Below are 14,628 nucleotides of genomic sequence, written 5' to 3'. Positions count from 1 at the left end.
CTTTGGCAGACTCGGCTGGGGCTCAACCCTTGAACGTATATTCCGCGATCGATTCCGGCTTCATCTCGATCGAGAAGCCCGGCAGGCTCGGCGGCATATAGGCGGCGTCGCGGATGATGCAGGGGTCGATGAAATGCTCGTGCAGGTGATCGACATATTCGATCACTCGGCCATCCTTGGTGCCTGAAACGGCGATGTAATCGATCATCGACAGATGCTGCACATATTCGCACAGACCGACGCCACCGGCATGCGGCCAGACCGGCAATCCATACTTCGCGGCGATCAGCAGCACCGCCAGCACCTCGTTGAGACCGCCCATGCGGCAGGAATCGATCTGCACGATGTCGATCGCACCCTCGGCAATGAACTGCTTGAACATGATGCGGTTCTGGCACATCTCGCCCGTGGCGACTTTCACCGGACCGATGGCCTGGCGGATCTTGCGGTGTCCCGCGACATCATCCGGGCTTGTCGGCTCTTCGATGAAGAACGGCTTTGCGAAGGCAAGCTTCTGTACCCAATCGATCGCCTGATTGACTTCCCAGACCTGATTGGCGTCGATCATGAGATAGCGGTCGGGGCCGATCACCTCGCGGGCGATCGTCAGGCGGCGAATGTCGTCTTCGAGATCACGGCCGACCTTCATCTTCACATGGTTGAAGCCGGCATCGATGGCTTCCTGGCAGAGGCGACGCAGCTTGGCATCATCATAGCCGAGCCAGCCGGCCGAGGTCGTGTAGCAGGCATAGCCCTCGCACTCGAGCGTGGCGATGTGCTCGGCCTTGCCGGCTTCGGCTTTCTTCAGGATGGCGACGGCTTCGTCGCGGGTCAGCACGTCGGTCAGATAGCGATAGTCGACGATATCGGCGATCTGCTCGGGGTCCATCTCCGCGACGAGGCGCCAGACCGGCTTGCCGGCTTCCTTGGCGAGCAGATCCCAGACCGCATTGACGACGGCGCCTGTTGCCAGATGCATCGCGCCCTTTTCCGGACCGATCCAGCGCAGCTGGCTGTCGCTGGTCAGATGCCGCCAGTATTTGCCGGGGTTTTCTAGAACAGTCGCAAGCTCCGTTCCGACGACCAGATGCCGCATCGCCTCGATCGCCATGCAGCAGATGTCGTTGCCGCGGCCGATTGTGAAAGTCAGGCCATGGCCGGCAAGGCCCGGTCTATCGGTCTCGAGAATGACATAGGCTGCCGAATAATCGGGGTCCGGATTCATCGCATCCGAACCGTCGAGGCTCTGCGATGTCGGGAAGCGCAAATCGAAAACGCGAAGATTGGTGATGCGCGTCATTGGAAAACTCCTTCTGAATCCATCGCGACCTCTCGACCCCTTAACCGAGGTCGAACTCCTCCCAGAGTGCCGCATTATGCTCGCCGACGTGCGGAGCCGCACGCTCGAATTTCGGCCGATGCCCATCGATGCGGATAGGCGAGCGGGTGGTGTGCAGGCTGACGCCATCATCGCGCCCAACCGTCTGCAACATGTCGAGAACGTGGAAGCCCTCGCTGCCCAGCAGCTCCGGCCAGTTCAGCACGCGGGCGCACCAGATGTCGGCAGGCTCCAGGATCCCAAGCCAATCGTCGACATTGCCAGTCGCAATGCGCGCCGCGATCAGCGCCTTGATCTCGTCGCGCGCGGTAAACCAGCTTTTTGGATCATCGCGATAGGGCGCGAGTTCGTCCATGCCGAGCAGATCGGCAAGCCTGGAAAGCGGTGTCATGGCAATGGCGAGATAGCCGTCGGCCGCGGGATAGACGCCATAGGGGGCGGAAAGATAGGCATGGGCACTGCGGACATGGGAGCGCTCGGGCAGCTTGTTGCTGCTGTTCATGTGGACGCTCAGCACCTCGACCTGCAGATCGACCAGAGCCTCGAGCAGGCTGGTCTCCACCAATCCGCCCTTGCCCGTCACGCCGCGACGCACCAATGCTGCAAGAATGCCCTGGGCCGCAGCCGCACCCGCCAGCATATCGCCGATCGCAAGACCGAAGGGCACTGGGCCCTGCCCCTCGTCGCCGTTCAGCCACATGACACCGGATCGCGACTGCGCCAGGAGATCCTGCCCTGGCCGCGCCACCCATGGCCCTTCTTCGCCATAACCGCTGATCGAGCAATAGACGAGGCGCGGATTGAGCTTGCGTGCGGTTTCATAATCCAGACCCAGCCGTTCGATCACGCCGGGGCGGAAATTCTGCACGAGGACGTCGGCTTTGGAGACGAGCTTGCGCAGCGCGCGCATGTCGCGCTCGTTCTTCAGGTCGATCGTCAGGCTCTCCTTGGAGCGGTTGATCGCATGGAAGATGGTCGAATCGCCGCTCTCATGGTCGCTGAGATAAAGGCCGCGCGAGAGATCGCCGCCGGCAGGCCGCTCGATCTTGATGACCCTCGCGCCGAGATCCATTAGCCGCAGAGTGCAATATGGGCCGGACAGAAACTGGCTCATGTCGACGATAACAAGCCCGGCCAGCGGCAGGTCCTTCTTCAGCGCCATCGATACTTCCGCCCTCTTCATTTCGCTCCGGCAAACGCGCTTCTCCGCCCGACCATCACCGTCGTGCGATTTTCGCGTCAACCTCAATCTTCTTATGTAAATAATATTTTCACATATGGATTATTTTTGCAAATGGAAATACGGAGGATATTTACCGGCCATCCGGCCTACGTCACCGGAAAATGCGCTATGTTCCAGCAAAATAAGGTTCTCGATAAGGAGGCAGAGAATGGCGACGGTCAAATTGCTCGACGATGCTCAGGTGGAAGCAATCCCGGCGGTGAAGGCGGTGTTCGATGACATCCGCGCGGTCAGAAAGTCTGATTTCATCAATAATTTCTGGCGCGGCCTCGCCAACGATCCGGTTCTGCTCAAGCGCACCTGGGAAGGCTTGAAAGCGGTCATGATGGCGGACGGCCCGCTCGATCCGCTGGTGCGCGAGATGATCTACATTGCGGTCTCGACCGCCAATGGCTGCACCTATTGCATCCATTCTCACACGGCTGCCGCCAGAGCCAAGGGCATGACGGATGCACAGCATGCCGATCTGCTTGCCGTTATCGGCCTCGCGGGCCAAACCAACCATCTCGTGACGTCGATGCAGATCCCCGTCGATCCGGAATTCGAGGTCGGCCACCGCAAATAAAGCAAAAAGGCCCGCAGGCGGGCGCCGACGGGCCTTCTATCAGTAATGTTGACGCTTTTAGCGGTCAGACTTTTCGGTAGCCTGAACCTCTGCGGCAATGGCTGCGACATTGATACCGTTGTTCACGGCCAGCAACCTCTTGCGAACCAGAACGCCCATGACGCGCGCAGCCGTCGAGAAGGTCATCGTATCGAGCGGACCCTCTCCTTCCCACGGCTTGGTCAGTCGCTCGGTCACGGCCGAGACGATATTGTTGGGCACGATGTCGGTGCATTCGCGCATGGCTTCGAAGACGACGCTGATGGGGACAATGCGCCCCTCGAACGTCACGATCGGTTCGGTGACTTCGCTGTCCCATTCCTCAAAGGCATAGAGCGCCTCGCGGAACAGCTGCTGCAGAGTAATGGGGGCATGACCCTCATGAAGGGGCGGCAAGGCATTCGACATGTCTGTCTCCTTTCAATTGGAAGTCCGGCGCATGTATGAAACTAAACGATCTCCTCGGAGACCCAGGCGCTGCTTCTTCAGTTTGGCGCGCCCCAAACGCAATCAGTGGGGCAAGCGGCGCGGCAAACCATCTTCTAACTGGTGCAACGCGGGAACCACACGAAATGTTCCCACCAGTCATTTAACTTGATCAAGTCTATAGATTAATCTCGACTTGAAAAGCCTAATTAATAATTTTCTGAATTTCCCTTTATTTTTGAATGGCTTCGCGTAGACTGAAATCGCGTCTGGTAGCCGGAAGGCATGCGAATCCCTTCCAAAACGGTGAAAGGAAGACCATGTGCGGCGATCATGAACACGGACATGAACACAGCCACGACCATCAACCGATCGACTGGCGCGAACATGGCATCAAAATCATCCCCGGCAATGCACTCGACCCGAATACGGCGCAGACGCCCGGGATGAACCGTGCAACCGCCATCAACAATGCCCGCGCCGGCGCCGAAAAGATCTGGGCGGGAACGGTCACGATCCACGCCAACGCCAAGACCGGCGCCCACCATCATGGCGACCTTGAAAGCATCATCTACGTCGTCAAGGGTAAGGCGCGGATGCGCTGGGGCGAGAATCTGGAATTCGTCGCCGAAGCAGGCCCCGGAGACTTTATTTTCGTGCCGCCATTCGTGCCGCATCAGGAAATCAATGCCAGCCGCGACGAGACTTTGGAATGTGTGCTGGTGCGCTCCGGGCAGGAGCCTGTCGTCGTCAATCTCGACATCGAGCCGGTGGAAAAGCCGGAAGAGGTTCTCTGGATAGATCCGATCCACCGTTGATCTGCATAATTTCTAGGCAACCACCCAATTTGCTGTATAAATAACCCATAATATTTGTAGAAAATTAATTCCCGCCTCCATCCCATTCTGAAAGAGTTTTTCAGAAGTGCAGCGCACAACGCATGATCCTGCTTCGCAGCATGAACACGCGTCTGAAATGATCTGGCCGTCAACGAGACAACGATCTCGATCATCTGGAACAGGATTTCCCATGACTGATAAGCTTTCTAGAGGTTTCGACGTGCTGCGCCTTTCCCGCCGCGCCGGCCTTGCTGTCATCCTCGCCTCAGCTGTCGCCGCCTTCGGCTTGACGGCCACCGCCACCAAGTCCGTTGCGGCAGACAAGACGATCAAGGTCGGCATCATGAGCGGCGAGGACGAAGACGTCTGGCGCGCAGTTGTGGCCGAAGCCGCAAAGAAGGGTCTGAAGGTCGAGCCGGTCGTCTTCAACGACTATACCCAGCCGAACGAAGCACTGGAGCGCGGCGAGATCGATGCCAACGCCTTCCAGCACAAGCCGTACCTCGACAACCAGGTCAAGCAGCATGGTTACCACATCGTGGTTGCCGGCTATACCGGCATCTGGCCGATCGGCCTCTACACAAAGAAGTACAAGACCGTAGCCGAGCTGCCGAAGGGCGCCGTCATCGGCGTACCGAACGATCCGTCGAATGAAGGCCGCGCACTGCTCGTTCTGCAGCATGAAGGCGTCATCAAGCTCAAGGATCCCAAGAACATCCTCGCCACCGCCGCCGATGTTGCGGAAAATCCGAAGAACGTTGAGATCAAGGAACTGGACGCCGGTATCGTCGGCCGTTCGATCGACGACCTCGACGCGGCTGTCGTCAACACCGACTGGGCGCTGAAGGCCGGGCTCTCGCCGAAGGACCGCATCGCCCAGGAACAGATCGACGGCAACCCCTACCGCAATTTCATCGCCGTTCGCCAGAGCGACGAGAGCGCACCGTGGGTGAAGACCTTGGTGGCCGCCTATCAGAATGATATTGTGAAGGCCGAGTTCGACAAGGTCTACAAGGGTACGGGCCAGAGCGCCTACTGATAACCGGACGGCGCGGGGGACAGCGCTAAGCGGCTGGGCGGTCCGGGCATATATTGCCCAGGCCGCCTTTGGCGTTTACAGCGCAGCATCACCCGCGCCGAACGCAATAAGAAGATCGGGAAACAGACATGAATTCCTTCACCCCCGCCACGTCAATCGATGGACAGGCGCCGCCCGAGCGATCGTCGGGCGAAGAGATCGTCCGTCTCGTAGACGTCCGCCGCCGGTTCGGCACGACGCCCGCGCTCGACGGCATTTCGCTGACTGCGCGCCGTGGCGAGATCGTCGGCATCATCGGCCGCAGTGGCGCCGGCAAATCGACGCTGATCCGTTGCCTGAACGGTCTGGAACGTGCCGATAGCGGCGAAATCCACATCGAGGGCCGCGATATCGCGCGTTTGTCGGAGAAGGAACTGCAGCCACTGCGACGCCGGATCGGCATGGTCTTCCAGCATTTCAACCTGCTGTCTTCACGCACCGTCGAGGAAAATATCGCGCTGCCGCTGAAGATCGAGGGTATCGGCAAGGCGGAACGATTGCAGCGCGCCCGCGAGCTGCTTGATCTCGTTGGTCTCGCCGACAAGGCGAAAGCCTACCCATCGGCGCTGTCAGGCGGACAGAAGCAGCGTGTCGGCATCGCGCGCGCTCTTGCCGCCCGGCCTGCCATTCTTCTATCGGACGAGGCAACATCGGCGCTCGACCCGGAAACGACCCGGGCCATCCTGACTCTTCTGAAGGATATCAACCGCAAGCTTGGCCTGACGATCCTGCTCATCACCCACGAGATGGAGGTGATCCGCTCGATCGCCGACCGCGTGGCCGTCATCGATGCCGGCCGGATCGTCGAGGAGGGGTCAGTCTGGACCGTCTTTGCCAATCCCGCAGCGGAAATCACCGCAAGCCTGCTCAGCGGCGCTCGTCCGCAGCTTCCGGATCACATCGCCGCTCGCCTTTCTCCAACCTCAGGGGCCGAGGCCATCATCAGCGTCGATCTCGCCGGCCCCGCCGCTCAAGGCGCGCTTTTTGCAGACCTTTCGGCCGCTCTGCCGCGCTCTTTCCGGCTGGTCCACGGCGGCATTGATCATATCCAGAACCAGCCTGTCGCCCGCTTCTTCGTTGCCGTGCCGACGCGCGACGCGACCTTGCCGGCACAGGTCGTCGATTTCTTGAAAGCCCGCTCCGCCCGGGTGGAGGTTCTAGGCTATGACAACTGATGTAATCCTCGGCCTGCTTTGGCGCTCCTTCTGGCAAACCATCTGGATGACGGGCGCATCCGGCTTTCTGTCCCTGATCATCGGTCTTCCGCTCGGCCTCGCCCTCGTCGTTACCAGCCGTGGCGGCATCGCCGAGCAAGGCGCGATCAACCGCGTCCTGGGTATCCTGGTCGATGGCTTCCGAGCCGTCCCGTTCATCATCCTGCTCATCGCGTTGATTCCGCTGACGCGCCTGATCGTCGGAACAGCACTCGGAACGACGGCTGCCATCGTGCCTCTGACCATCGCCGCAATCCCCTATTACGCACGCGTTGCCGAGGTCTCGCTGCGCGATGTCGATCGCGGCCTGATCGATGCCGTGCGGGCCATGGGCGGCAATCGCTGGACCATCATCCGCGAGGTGCTGATACCCGAGGCCATGCCTGGCATTGTCGCCGGCTTTACCGTAACCATCGTGACGCTGATCGGCGCTTCGGCGATGGCCGGTACGATCGGCGGCGGCGGCCTCGGCGACCTTGCCATCCGTTATGGCTATCAACGTTACGAAACGAATGTGATGATTGCAGTCGTCATCATCCTGATCATTCTGGTCTGGGGCATGCAATGGCTGGGCGATCGCCTCGCCACCCGGCTCGATCGCCGTTAATCCCACCATTCCCGGCGCAGGAGACGCTCCGCCGGGAATGGACGCCAACGATCAGTTGCGTGTCACCGGCTTGGAGCGCATGCGCGACACCGTCTCCCGTTCCGCACGTTTGCATCGCATCGGCGGCAGGCCGCGATCCATCAGATCCATATCCTCCAGCACCATGTCACCCATTTTTTTGAAGGCGCTGTCGAGTGCACCGGCTCGATGGGCCGAGCGCAGGAAGCCCTTGAGTTTGCGCACGGGATGATCGGGGCTAAGTGGCTCTTCCGGATAAACGTCGCTCGCCGCAACGATGTGGCCGGAGGCGACCGCCGACATCAACGCATCGAAATCGACGACATCGGCACGGCTGAGCAGAATGAATGCAGCCCCCTTGCGCATGCTGGCGAAAGCCTCAGCGCCGAGAAAACCTTTATTCTCGCTGGTGACGGAGGCGACCACGAATATGAAATCGCTGCCCGACAGAACCTCGTCCAACCCGGCTGGCTGCACACCGTGTTCTCTGAGGATCGATGGCGGCATCCAGGGATCGAACACTCTGATATTGGCCCGGAAGCCCGAGAGCACCCGGTTCAGTGCCTTGCCGAGATCGCCGAAGCCGATGATGCCGATATCGCTGCCCGAGATCAGGCGCGACTTCGCATTGCCGTCGCCGCCCCAAAGCTCCCTGCCCTCGCGAAAATCCAGATCCGCATCGGTAATGCCGCGCGCCACGCTCAAGGCAAAACCGAGTCCGATCTCGGCAACCGGCTCGGCAAAGACCAGACCGGTGGTCACGACATGAATACCGCGTTCGAAAAGCACCTCATAAGGCATGTTGTTGATGAGGTTGCTCTCGACGTTCAGGATGCAGCGCAACTGCGGCATGCGATCCAGCGTTTCCTTCGACAGCGGCGGCTGACCAATGATGTAGCGCGCCTCGCCAAGCACCTCGTCTCCCAGTGCGGCGATATCGTCCTGATCCGCCTCCACGATGCGGTATTTGGCGTGGAGGAGTGATAGCGCTTTCCTGGTGAAAATGAGTTCAAGCGAACGCGGCTCCGGCGCGCTGATGGCCAAAGGTCTGCTGTCGGTCGTCATTCCATTCCTCCCTGTCTCAGGCGGGGATCCAATATCATTCGCTGAGGGAGATCAATCCGCCTCACCCTCTTCGCCAGGCATTCCGACGGAGAAGGCGCAGATGCGCGAGAGATGGGTGAGCGGCAAACCCGTCTCCGCATGCCATGCATTGAACTGCTCCTGAATCAGCCGCAGATCTTTCTTGGTGGGCTTGCTTTCCGAGATTGGCAAGCCGGAAAGCCGCAGGCAGACGAGAACATCATGGCTCATGACGAAGCTATCGCGACCAAGCGCGCGGAGAAGATATTGGCCGGTCATGCCGCCGAGCCGGTTTGCCTGCTTGTCCAGCACAGCAAGCAGGCCGATCTGGTCCTCGAGCGGCCAATCGGCCAAGAAACGGCCGGCACTGCCGTACTCGTCAGCGAGCCGCCGGACGAACTGTGCATTGGCACGCACGGACATGATCTTGGCGCCATTGCGGATAACCCGCGTGTCCGAGGTCAGATCATGCCAGTAATCATCGGGTGCGAGGTTGAGGAACGCAGGATCGAAGCCGGAAAAGGCGGCTTCGAAACCCTGCCATTTGGCATCGATGATATTGCGCACGAAGCCCGCATAAAAGACATAGCGCGTCATGTCGGACAGAATGCGGTCATCCGGCACCGCCCGCAGCACGTTGTGGTCGGGTATTTCGGGCATCAGCGCCCTCAGCCCTTCGGCGCCGCCCTTGCGCTTCTCCGCACGCTCCCTGATCTCCGCAAAGCTTCCCATGAATATCCTCCTTCGACCGCGCTTTATGCCAAATCTTTTACATCCGGCGCCCGCGCGCAAGGGGTTGCGGAGCAAGCTCGCGCCCATCGGGAGCGCGGCATCGAAACCACCGACAGAAAGTTGATCGAGCTCCCGCTTGAATCGATCAGCCGACGATTGAAACGATGCGGGACTGCACCAGATACCCTCATGAAATTAGCTTGAGATTTCACGCATCGTGGCGTTAATTTCGGCGGCGTCGGATCGGAGCCTCGTACCATGAACAATAACGACTGGAACTACCCCATCATGGTCATCTGCAAGCGGACCGGAAAGGTCTACACAGTCGCCAATACGAAGGAGGCGCTGGACATGCTGCTGAACGCCTGGCCAGTGGCGGAAGGCAAGGCCTTCATGATGGCCCTGCAGATTTGTGCCGACGTAGAAAGCGGCCATGGACAGGAGACGGAAGCTCGGAACAGCTTCGTGGCGGCTGCGATGGAAGCAAGCGTTCCGATCGAGACCCCGGTGATCCAGTAGGATCGCGGGCAAGCCTTGCTGCATATCCTAATGCCGGCGATCGCCAGATCCGGCTGATGTGGCTTTGAAGGAATTGAGGCGCCTATCGCGCTCGCGCCGATACGCACCGCAGCTTCATATCGCAAAAGTGTTCCGACTAATTTTCCGGGAAATTGCGAAACCTTTTCCCGTTGCGCGAGTTTGGATAGCGATGTCGAAGCACGATGGAGCTACATATGATGGTTAGAGCAATTCCGGGTCGATGCGCTGCAACTTTCCGCCCGGAACGCGTAACGAACCAGGAAGATCGATTGCTTCCGCAATTCGGACAGAGGCCGAAACGCTCCGAAGCAGCTGAAGTCTGCTTGGAAAGCAAGGTGCTGGAATAGCTCTACCGGCAGAAACTCGGGCAGGCTTGCACCCCACGCCGAAACAGCAACCGCTCAAAAAACACCTCTGTTGTTAAACGGCGCTGCGGGAATGCCTTGTCCGACTGCTTTCACAGAGTTCCAAAGGCGGAACCACCACCTACTTTTGCCGGAATTGCCTTAGCCGCCATCAAAATTCACAGTTGATCCGTTCGCCGACGGATAGAGCTGCAGCATATGGCTGACCACCGCGCGGCCGTGGACGCACAACCGAAAACAACCTTAATAATGCCGTGCGAGATAGCGTACCATACGGAATGCTTTTTGCAGGCTTACCGGAGCATTTACGTTTCGGAGGTAACGCGTTTTGAAACGAAACACTTTACGACCATTTCCTGCTGTCACTCTCGTGATGGGAGAGAACGGCGATTATCGCCGTGTCAATTCGGTACACAAGGTTGCAGAATTATTGTTGGAGCATTGGCCGGTCGAAAACGGCGAAGAATATGTTGCTGCGGTGCGTGTCTGCCTCGAGGCGATGCTGGGTGCCGCCCCTCCGGAAGCGGCAAGAGAAGCCCTGATCAAGGCCGCGCGGGAGGCCGGCATATCCGTGATGCAGTGAAATCCTCACTGTGCGCCGCAAGCGATTGTAATCTAACAAGAAGCAATTCACCTTTTGTGAACCACTGCCAGCGATTGTTCCAACAAGGGCAGGCGATTCGCCTTGCCAATGACGGAGAGATTATGTCGCTTTTAGCATTCCCGGCCGACAGACGCACCAGCGATATCAGGCGCTGCGCTAAGGCATTGTTGCAACTGAACGGCGAAGAAGCCAATCGCTTCTGGCGTTCGGAAATGGCAGGCTTCGCTGCGAGATTGACGGCACAGGGGATGGACCAGGGCGAGATTTCGCGGCAGGCCGCGCTTTTCATGCATGCGGTTCAAATGGAACTGCAGCTCGCTTTCGCGATAGATGACGAACGCAACGCCTCAGCCTGAGGCCGCTATCTCGGCAACCTGCAGAATGCCACAGACTTGTCGCCGCTCGTCGGCGACTTGAGCTGCACAGTCCATTCCCCACCGGGAAAATGATATCCCTTGGAAGTGGCAACGCCTGCAATCTGCATGCAGGCTTTCCGGGCATCGGCGGTCGGCACGTCGATCGTTGCCGTTACCGCATATTTTCGGCTGGAAACCTGGCAAGGCCCCGTAAACAAGCCGGTATTGTCGATCATCTTGCAGACCCGATACGCGTTGCTCACGGCATCGTCGGCAGCCATTGCGCCATCGGCGACCACCAAAATAGCGGCCACCGCCAAAAATCGTTTCATTGAAAACCCCGTTCCCCGCAACGGCACGCTGCCAGAGCCCGTTTCGCCTTGCAAGAGATGTTGCGCGAATTTGCGGTGACTGTTTGAAAATACAACGCAAATCGAGGCAGCTTGTTCGCAAAAAACAAAGGCGCGACCTGCATTTCATCAAGTCCTCGACCACAGGACCATGCAACGGTTCCGCCAAGGACCTGGCGGGCGCAAGCATGCAAAGCATGCCGCGATCCCTCAGCCGAGTATCCGACAGGAATATCGCAGCGCCGCCACATGCTTCGCGACATGTGGAAAACGCTCCGCCGACAGCATCCTGTTAACCACTAGGATATTAGAACATGGCAAATTAGCTAAAGTAAAATCCGGAAACGACAAGATGACCGAAGCTTCGCAAAACAACCGGATGTCGGCACGGAAGCGGACACTTCTCGGAGCCAAGATCATCTTCAACGAAGGACATTCGGTCTACGACTGCCTCGTCAAGAATCTGTCCGATACGGGCGCGATGATCCAGATAGAAAACCCGCTCGCAGCCCCGAACGCATTTGACCTTCAGCTTTCGGACAACAGGCTGCTGACCTGCGAAGTCCGCTGGCGAAAGATCAACAGCATGGGCGTTCAGTTCGTGTAGATGCGCGCGATGATCGATGAGGATCGTCGCATCGAGCCATTCAGCCGCCGAAAGCCAAACATGCAATTGCCAAGGTGCGCATCGAGGCTTGGACAATCAGCTCCAAACTACGCAAGCACTCAACTCTGAGGCACATTTGTGAAATATGGTAGCGGAGGAGGGATTTGAACCCCCGACACAAGGATTATGATTCCTCTGCTCTGACCTACTGAGCTACTCCGCCACGCCGCGTTTGATGGCTAGCATCACACGCAAAGGTCAATCGAACCGCTGCCCGGAAGCGCCAGCTCGTTGGTGAGCGGCTTATAAGGTGCGGTTCGGCTTGGTGTCAAGCGGATGATTTGGAAAAATCAGCGCTTTCTCTTAAGCCCGAGCGTTCCGTCCCTCAGGCAGCCACCGGGCTGACCAGAAGAGCCTTCAGGGAAGCTTCCGCGAGCGGCTCTCTTTCCGAGCGTTCGATGAAGCCGCCACCATAGACGCGGGCATCGTCGCCCGGCGCCGAATAGAGCGCGCAGGCCTGTCCCGGAGCAACGCCTGCCTCGCCGACCGTAAGATCGACATAGATGCCGCTGGCATCGGCATGCAGCACGGCCGGGGCCGGTGCGCGGGTGGAGCGCACTTTGGCGAAACAGGCAAAGCCCTCGCCGGAAGCTGCCTGCAGCAGCGGCTCGTCGCCGAGCCAGTTGACATCCCGCAGATAGACGCGATGCGTTTCGAGCGCTTCCTTCGGCCCGACGATGACGCGGCGCGAGCGGGCGTCGAGATAGACGACGTAGAGCGGCTCGCCGGTGGCGATGCCGATGCCGCGGCGCTGGCCGATCGTATAGTGCAGGATGCCTTCGTGCTGCCCGAGCACGCGGCCGTCGAGATGGACGATCTCGCCGGCAAGCGCCGCATTCGGCTTAAGCTTGGCGATGACATCGGAATACTTACCTTGCGGCACAAAACAGATGTCCTGGCTGTCGGCCTTCTTGGCGACGACAAGGCCCATCTCCTCGGCAAGCGCGCGGGTCTCGGCCTTCGGCATGCCGCCAAGCGGAAAACGCAGATAGTCGATCTGCTCCTGCGTGGTGGCAAAGAGGAAATAGCTCTGGTCGCGATCGGCGTCGGCCGGGCGATAGAGCGCACGGCGGCCGGGATTGTCGGCAGTCGGATTTGGACGCGAACGGATGTAGTGGCCGGTCGCCAGCGCATCGGCGCCGAGCTCCTTCGCGGTCGCCAGAAGATCGGCGAACTTGACGGTCTGGTTGCAGGCAACACAAGGGATCGGCGTTTCGCCGGCGACATAGCTTTCGGCGAAGGGGTTGATCACCGTTTCGCGGAAGCGTTTTTCATAGTCGAGCACGTAATGCGGGATGCCGAGCGTCTCGCAGACGCGCCGTGCATCGTCGATATCCTGGCCGGCGCAACAGGAGCCGGCGCGATGTACCGCAGCGCCATGATCATAGAGCTGCAGCGTGATGCCGAGCACGTCATAGCCCTGCCGCTTCAAAATGCCGGCGACGACGGAGCTGTCGACGCCGCCAGACATGGCGACGACGACGCGGGTATCTTCCGGCCTCTTGTCAAAATCCAGTGTATTCACGGTCGTTGCCGCCAGTCTTCCACGATCTTCGATGCTATCCTGAGCGGGATGACTTTTTCGAAAAGCCGTCACGCCTTCATTGTCTGATACCGCATGACCTTGTCCAAAAACCGCTACGCACTTTTCGGGATCATGCTCTCGCCGCCGGATGCCATGCAAAAGCGGCGAATTTTCATCATGCGGGGCCATCGGCCGCTCTTTGCGGCCAGCCTCAATTGTGGACGGATATAGAAAGGATTGCCAACCCATGCAAGGGGTGGGCGAAATCGCGAATCATCCCTCAGAGCGCCGTGCCTCCTTTCGGAAGCACAAAGGTCGCTCTAACCTCGAATCTACGCATCGTGCTTTCCGGAAAGCGATTCCGATTTTCGGGCCGATGCTGTAGTCTTCAAATGCCCGATCAAATTGCCTGCACGCCGCAAAACAGTGACTGCAGAGCCTACGGCAACGATCCAGAGCGCAGCCGTCAAAACCCAGCTGCCACCGCTCCAGAGGGCCTCGATGATGGAGAGAAGGGCCGCACCCGTGGCCACGGCCATGCGATGCTGCTTGGCCATCGGCCCGCCGAAATCACTGGGATTGCCAGTGGCGCGTCCAAGCTCGCGGACATAAGCCGTCAGCACGGCGAAGGCGGCTGCGGCCCAGCCAAGCCCCGGCGTTGCGATGCCATAGCCGAAACCGGCAAAGATGAGGATATCGGCGATCCGATCCGGAAACTCGTTCCAGAAAGGCCCATCGGCTTCGCCCTTCCCGCCTTCGACGGCCACCATGCCGTCAAGCAGATTGCAGAGGAGACGCAGCTGGCAGAACAGGGCCGCAAGGATCAGCAAGGCCACACGCATCCCCGCACTGCCGGCGGCCCCCGAAAGCCAGAAGGAACCGCCCGCCAGCGCCGCCATCAACATGCTCGTCTGCGATATCCGGTTCGGCGTCACAGAAAGTGCGGTCATACGCCGCGCCAACGTCTGAGCCCATCGCGTGTTGCGGCTCGCCAGCGGCCGCCTGTCGCCCATCCCCTCGTTTGTCATGGCCCCTCAC

Annotated in this window: 17 protein-coding genes and 1 tRNA gene; 9 read left to right on the top strand and 9 right to left on the bottom strand. The window is 59.4% G+C overall.

The window, feature by feature from the left end; all coding sequences use genetic code 11:
- Positions 1-22: 22 nt before the first annotated feature.
- Complete coding sequence (locus tag GGD46_RS06110) at positions 23-1,300, bottom strand: L-fuconate dehydratase (RefSeq protein WP_184702791.1); 1,278 nt, start codon at positions 1,298-1,300, stop codon at positions 23-25.
- A gap of 40 nt (positions 1,301-1,340) precedes the next feature.
- Entirely contained in the window at positions 1,341-2,501 is a 1,161-nt protein-coding gene (locus GGD46_RS06105; protein WP_184702789.1) for a CaiB/BaiF CoA transferase family protein, read from the bottom strand.
- Positions 2,502-2,730: 229 nt separating this feature from the next.
- Between GGD46_RS06105 and GGD46_RS06100 the strand changes: the two genes are divergently transcribed.
- Positions 2,731-3,147: a carboxymuconolactone decarboxylase family protein gene (locus GGD46_RS06100; RefSeq protein WP_184702787.1), complete on the top strand. Its 417-nt coding sequence runs from the start codon at positions 2,731-2,733 to the stop codon at positions 3,145-3,147.
- A gap of 57 nt (positions 3,148-3,204) precedes the next feature.
- On the opposite strand, the gene GGD46_RS06095 is transcribed toward GGD46_RS06100, so the two are convergent.
- On the bottom strand, positions 3,205-3,594 hold the full coding sequence (locus GGD46_RS06095; protein ID WP_184702785.1) for a hypothetical protein: 390 nt from the start codon (positions 3,592-3,594) through the stop codon (positions 3,205-3,207).
- A 338-nt stretch (positions 3,595-3,932) separates the two neighbouring features.
- Here GGD46_RS06095 and GGD46_RS06090 point away from each other — a divergent pair, with 338 nt between their 5' ends.
- From GGD46_RS06090 to GGD46_RS06075, 4 genes are all read left to right on the top strand, one after another.
- Positions 3,933-4,430: a cupin domain-containing protein gene (locus tag GGD46_RS06090; RefSeq protein ID WP_184702783.1), complete on the top strand. Its 498-nt coding sequence runs from the start codon at positions 3,933-3,935 to the stop codon at positions 4,428-4,430.
- 211 nt (positions 4,431-4,641) lie between these two features.
- The gene (locus GGD46_RS06085) at positions 4,642-5,490 is read left to right on the top strand and encodes a MetQ/NlpA family ABC transporter substrate-binding protein (protein WP_184702781.1); all 849 of its coding nucleotides are present in this window, start codon (positions 4,642-4,644) and stop codon (positions 5,488-5,490) included.
- Between the two features lie 128 nt (positions 5,491-5,618).
- On the top strand, positions 5,619-6,704 hold the full coding sequence (locus tag GGD46_RS06080; RefSeq protein ID WP_184702779.1) for a methionine ABC transporter ATP-binding protein: 1,086 nt from the start codon (positions 5,619-5,621) through the stop codon (positions 6,702-6,704).
- Entirely contained in the window at positions 6,694-7,350 is a 657-nt protein-coding gene (locus tag GGD46_RS06075; RefSeq protein ID WP_184702778.1) for a methionine ABC transporter permease, read from the top strand. Before GGD46_RS06080 ends, GGD46_RS06075 begins: the two co-directional genes overlap by 11 nt.
- A 51-nt stretch (positions 7,351-7,401) precedes the next feature.
- Here GGD46_RS06075 and GGD46_RS06070 read toward each other — a convergent pair whose 3' ends face one another.
- Positions 7,402-8,433 (bottom strand): hydroxyacid dehydrogenase, encoded by a 1,032-nt coding sequence (locus tag GGD46_RS06070; RefSeq protein ID WP_184702777.1) that lies wholly within the window; start codon positions 8,431-8,433, stop codon positions 7,402-7,404.
- Between the two features lie 51 nt (positions 8,434-8,484).
- On the bottom strand, positions 8,485-9,183 hold the full coding sequence (locus tag GGD46_RS06065; RefSeq protein ID WP_184702776.1) for a DNA-3-methyladenine glycosylase I: 699 nt from the start codon (positions 9,181-9,183) through the stop codon (positions 8,485-8,487).
- A 258-nt stretch (positions 9,184-9,441) separates the two neighbouring features.
- On the opposite strand from GGD46_RS06065, the gene GGD46_RS06060 reads away from it, so the two are divergent.
- The 3 genes from GGD46_RS06060 (at position 9,442) to GGD46_RS06050 (ending at position 11,048) form a co-directional block, all read left to right on the top strand.
- Positions 9,442-9,702 (top strand): DUF982 domain-containing protein, encoded by a 261-nt coding sequence (locus GGD46_RS06060; protein ID WP_184702775.1) that lies wholly within the window; start codon positions 9,442-9,444, stop codon positions 9,700-9,702.
- Between the two features lie 714 nt (positions 9,703-10,416).
- Positions 10,417-10,671: a DUF982 domain-containing protein gene (locus tag GGD46_RS06055; RefSeq protein WP_246806222.1), complete on the top strand. Its 255-nt coding sequence runs from the start codon at positions 10,417-10,419 to the stop codon at positions 10,669-10,671.
- A 122-nt stretch (positions 10,672-10,793) separates the two neighbouring features.
- Positions 10,794-11,048: a DUF6074 family protein gene (locus GGD46_RS06050; protein ID WP_184702774.1), complete on the top strand. Its 255-nt coding sequence runs from the start codon at positions 10,794-10,796 to the stop codon at positions 11,046-11,048.
- A gap of 5 nt (positions 11,049-11,053) precedes the next feature.
- Here GGD46_RS06050 and GGD46_RS06045 read toward each other — a convergent pair whose 3' ends face one another.
- Positions 11,054-11,380: a hypothetical protein gene (locus GGD46_RS06045; protein WP_184702773.1), complete on the bottom strand. Its 327-nt coding sequence runs from the start codon at positions 11,378-11,380 to the stop codon at positions 11,054-11,056.
- A gap of 370 nt (positions 11,381-11,750) precedes the next feature.
- On the opposite strand from GGD46_RS06045, the gene GGD46_RS06040 reads away from it, so the two are divergent.
- Positions 11,751-12,005, top strand: coding sequence for a PilZ domain-containing protein (locus tag GGD46_RS06040; protein ID WP_184702771.1), 255 nt, complete (start codon positions 11,751-11,753; stop codon positions 12,003-12,005).
- Positions 12,006-12,151: 146 nt separating this feature from the next.
- Here the strand turns inward: GGD46_RS06040 and GGD46_RS06035 are convergent.
- The 3 genes from GGD46_RS06035 to GGD46_RS06025 form a co-directional block, all read right to left on the bottom strand.
- Positions 12,152-12,228 (bottom strand) — tRNA-Met (locus tag GGD46_RS06035).
- A 162-nt stretch (positions 12,229-12,390) separates the two neighbouring features.
- Positions 12,391-13,590 carry a tRNA 2-thiouridine(34) synthase MnmA gene (gene mnmA / locus GGD46_RS06030; protein WP_184702768.1) on the bottom strand — a complete coding sequence of 400 codons (1,200 nt, stop codon included), beginning with the start codon at positions 13,588-13,590 and terminating at the stop codon, positions 12,391-12,393.
- 332 nt (positions 13,591-13,922) lie between these two features.
- Entirely contained in the window at positions 13,923-14,618 is a 696-nt protein-coding gene (locus tag GGD46_RS06025) for a CDP-alcohol phosphatidyltransferase family protein (protein WP_184702766.1), read from the bottom strand.
- Positions 14,619-14,628: the final 10 nt, after the last annotated feature.

The organism is Martinezella lusitana (genome assembly GCF_014207095.1).
GTDB lineage: Bacteria > Pseudomonadota > Alphaproteobacteria > Rhizobiales > Rhizobiaceae > Rhizobium > Rhizobium lusitanum_B.
The sequence above is the reverse complement of the archived record's forward strand: the minus strand, read 5'-3'. Positions and strand labels throughout refer to the sequence as shown.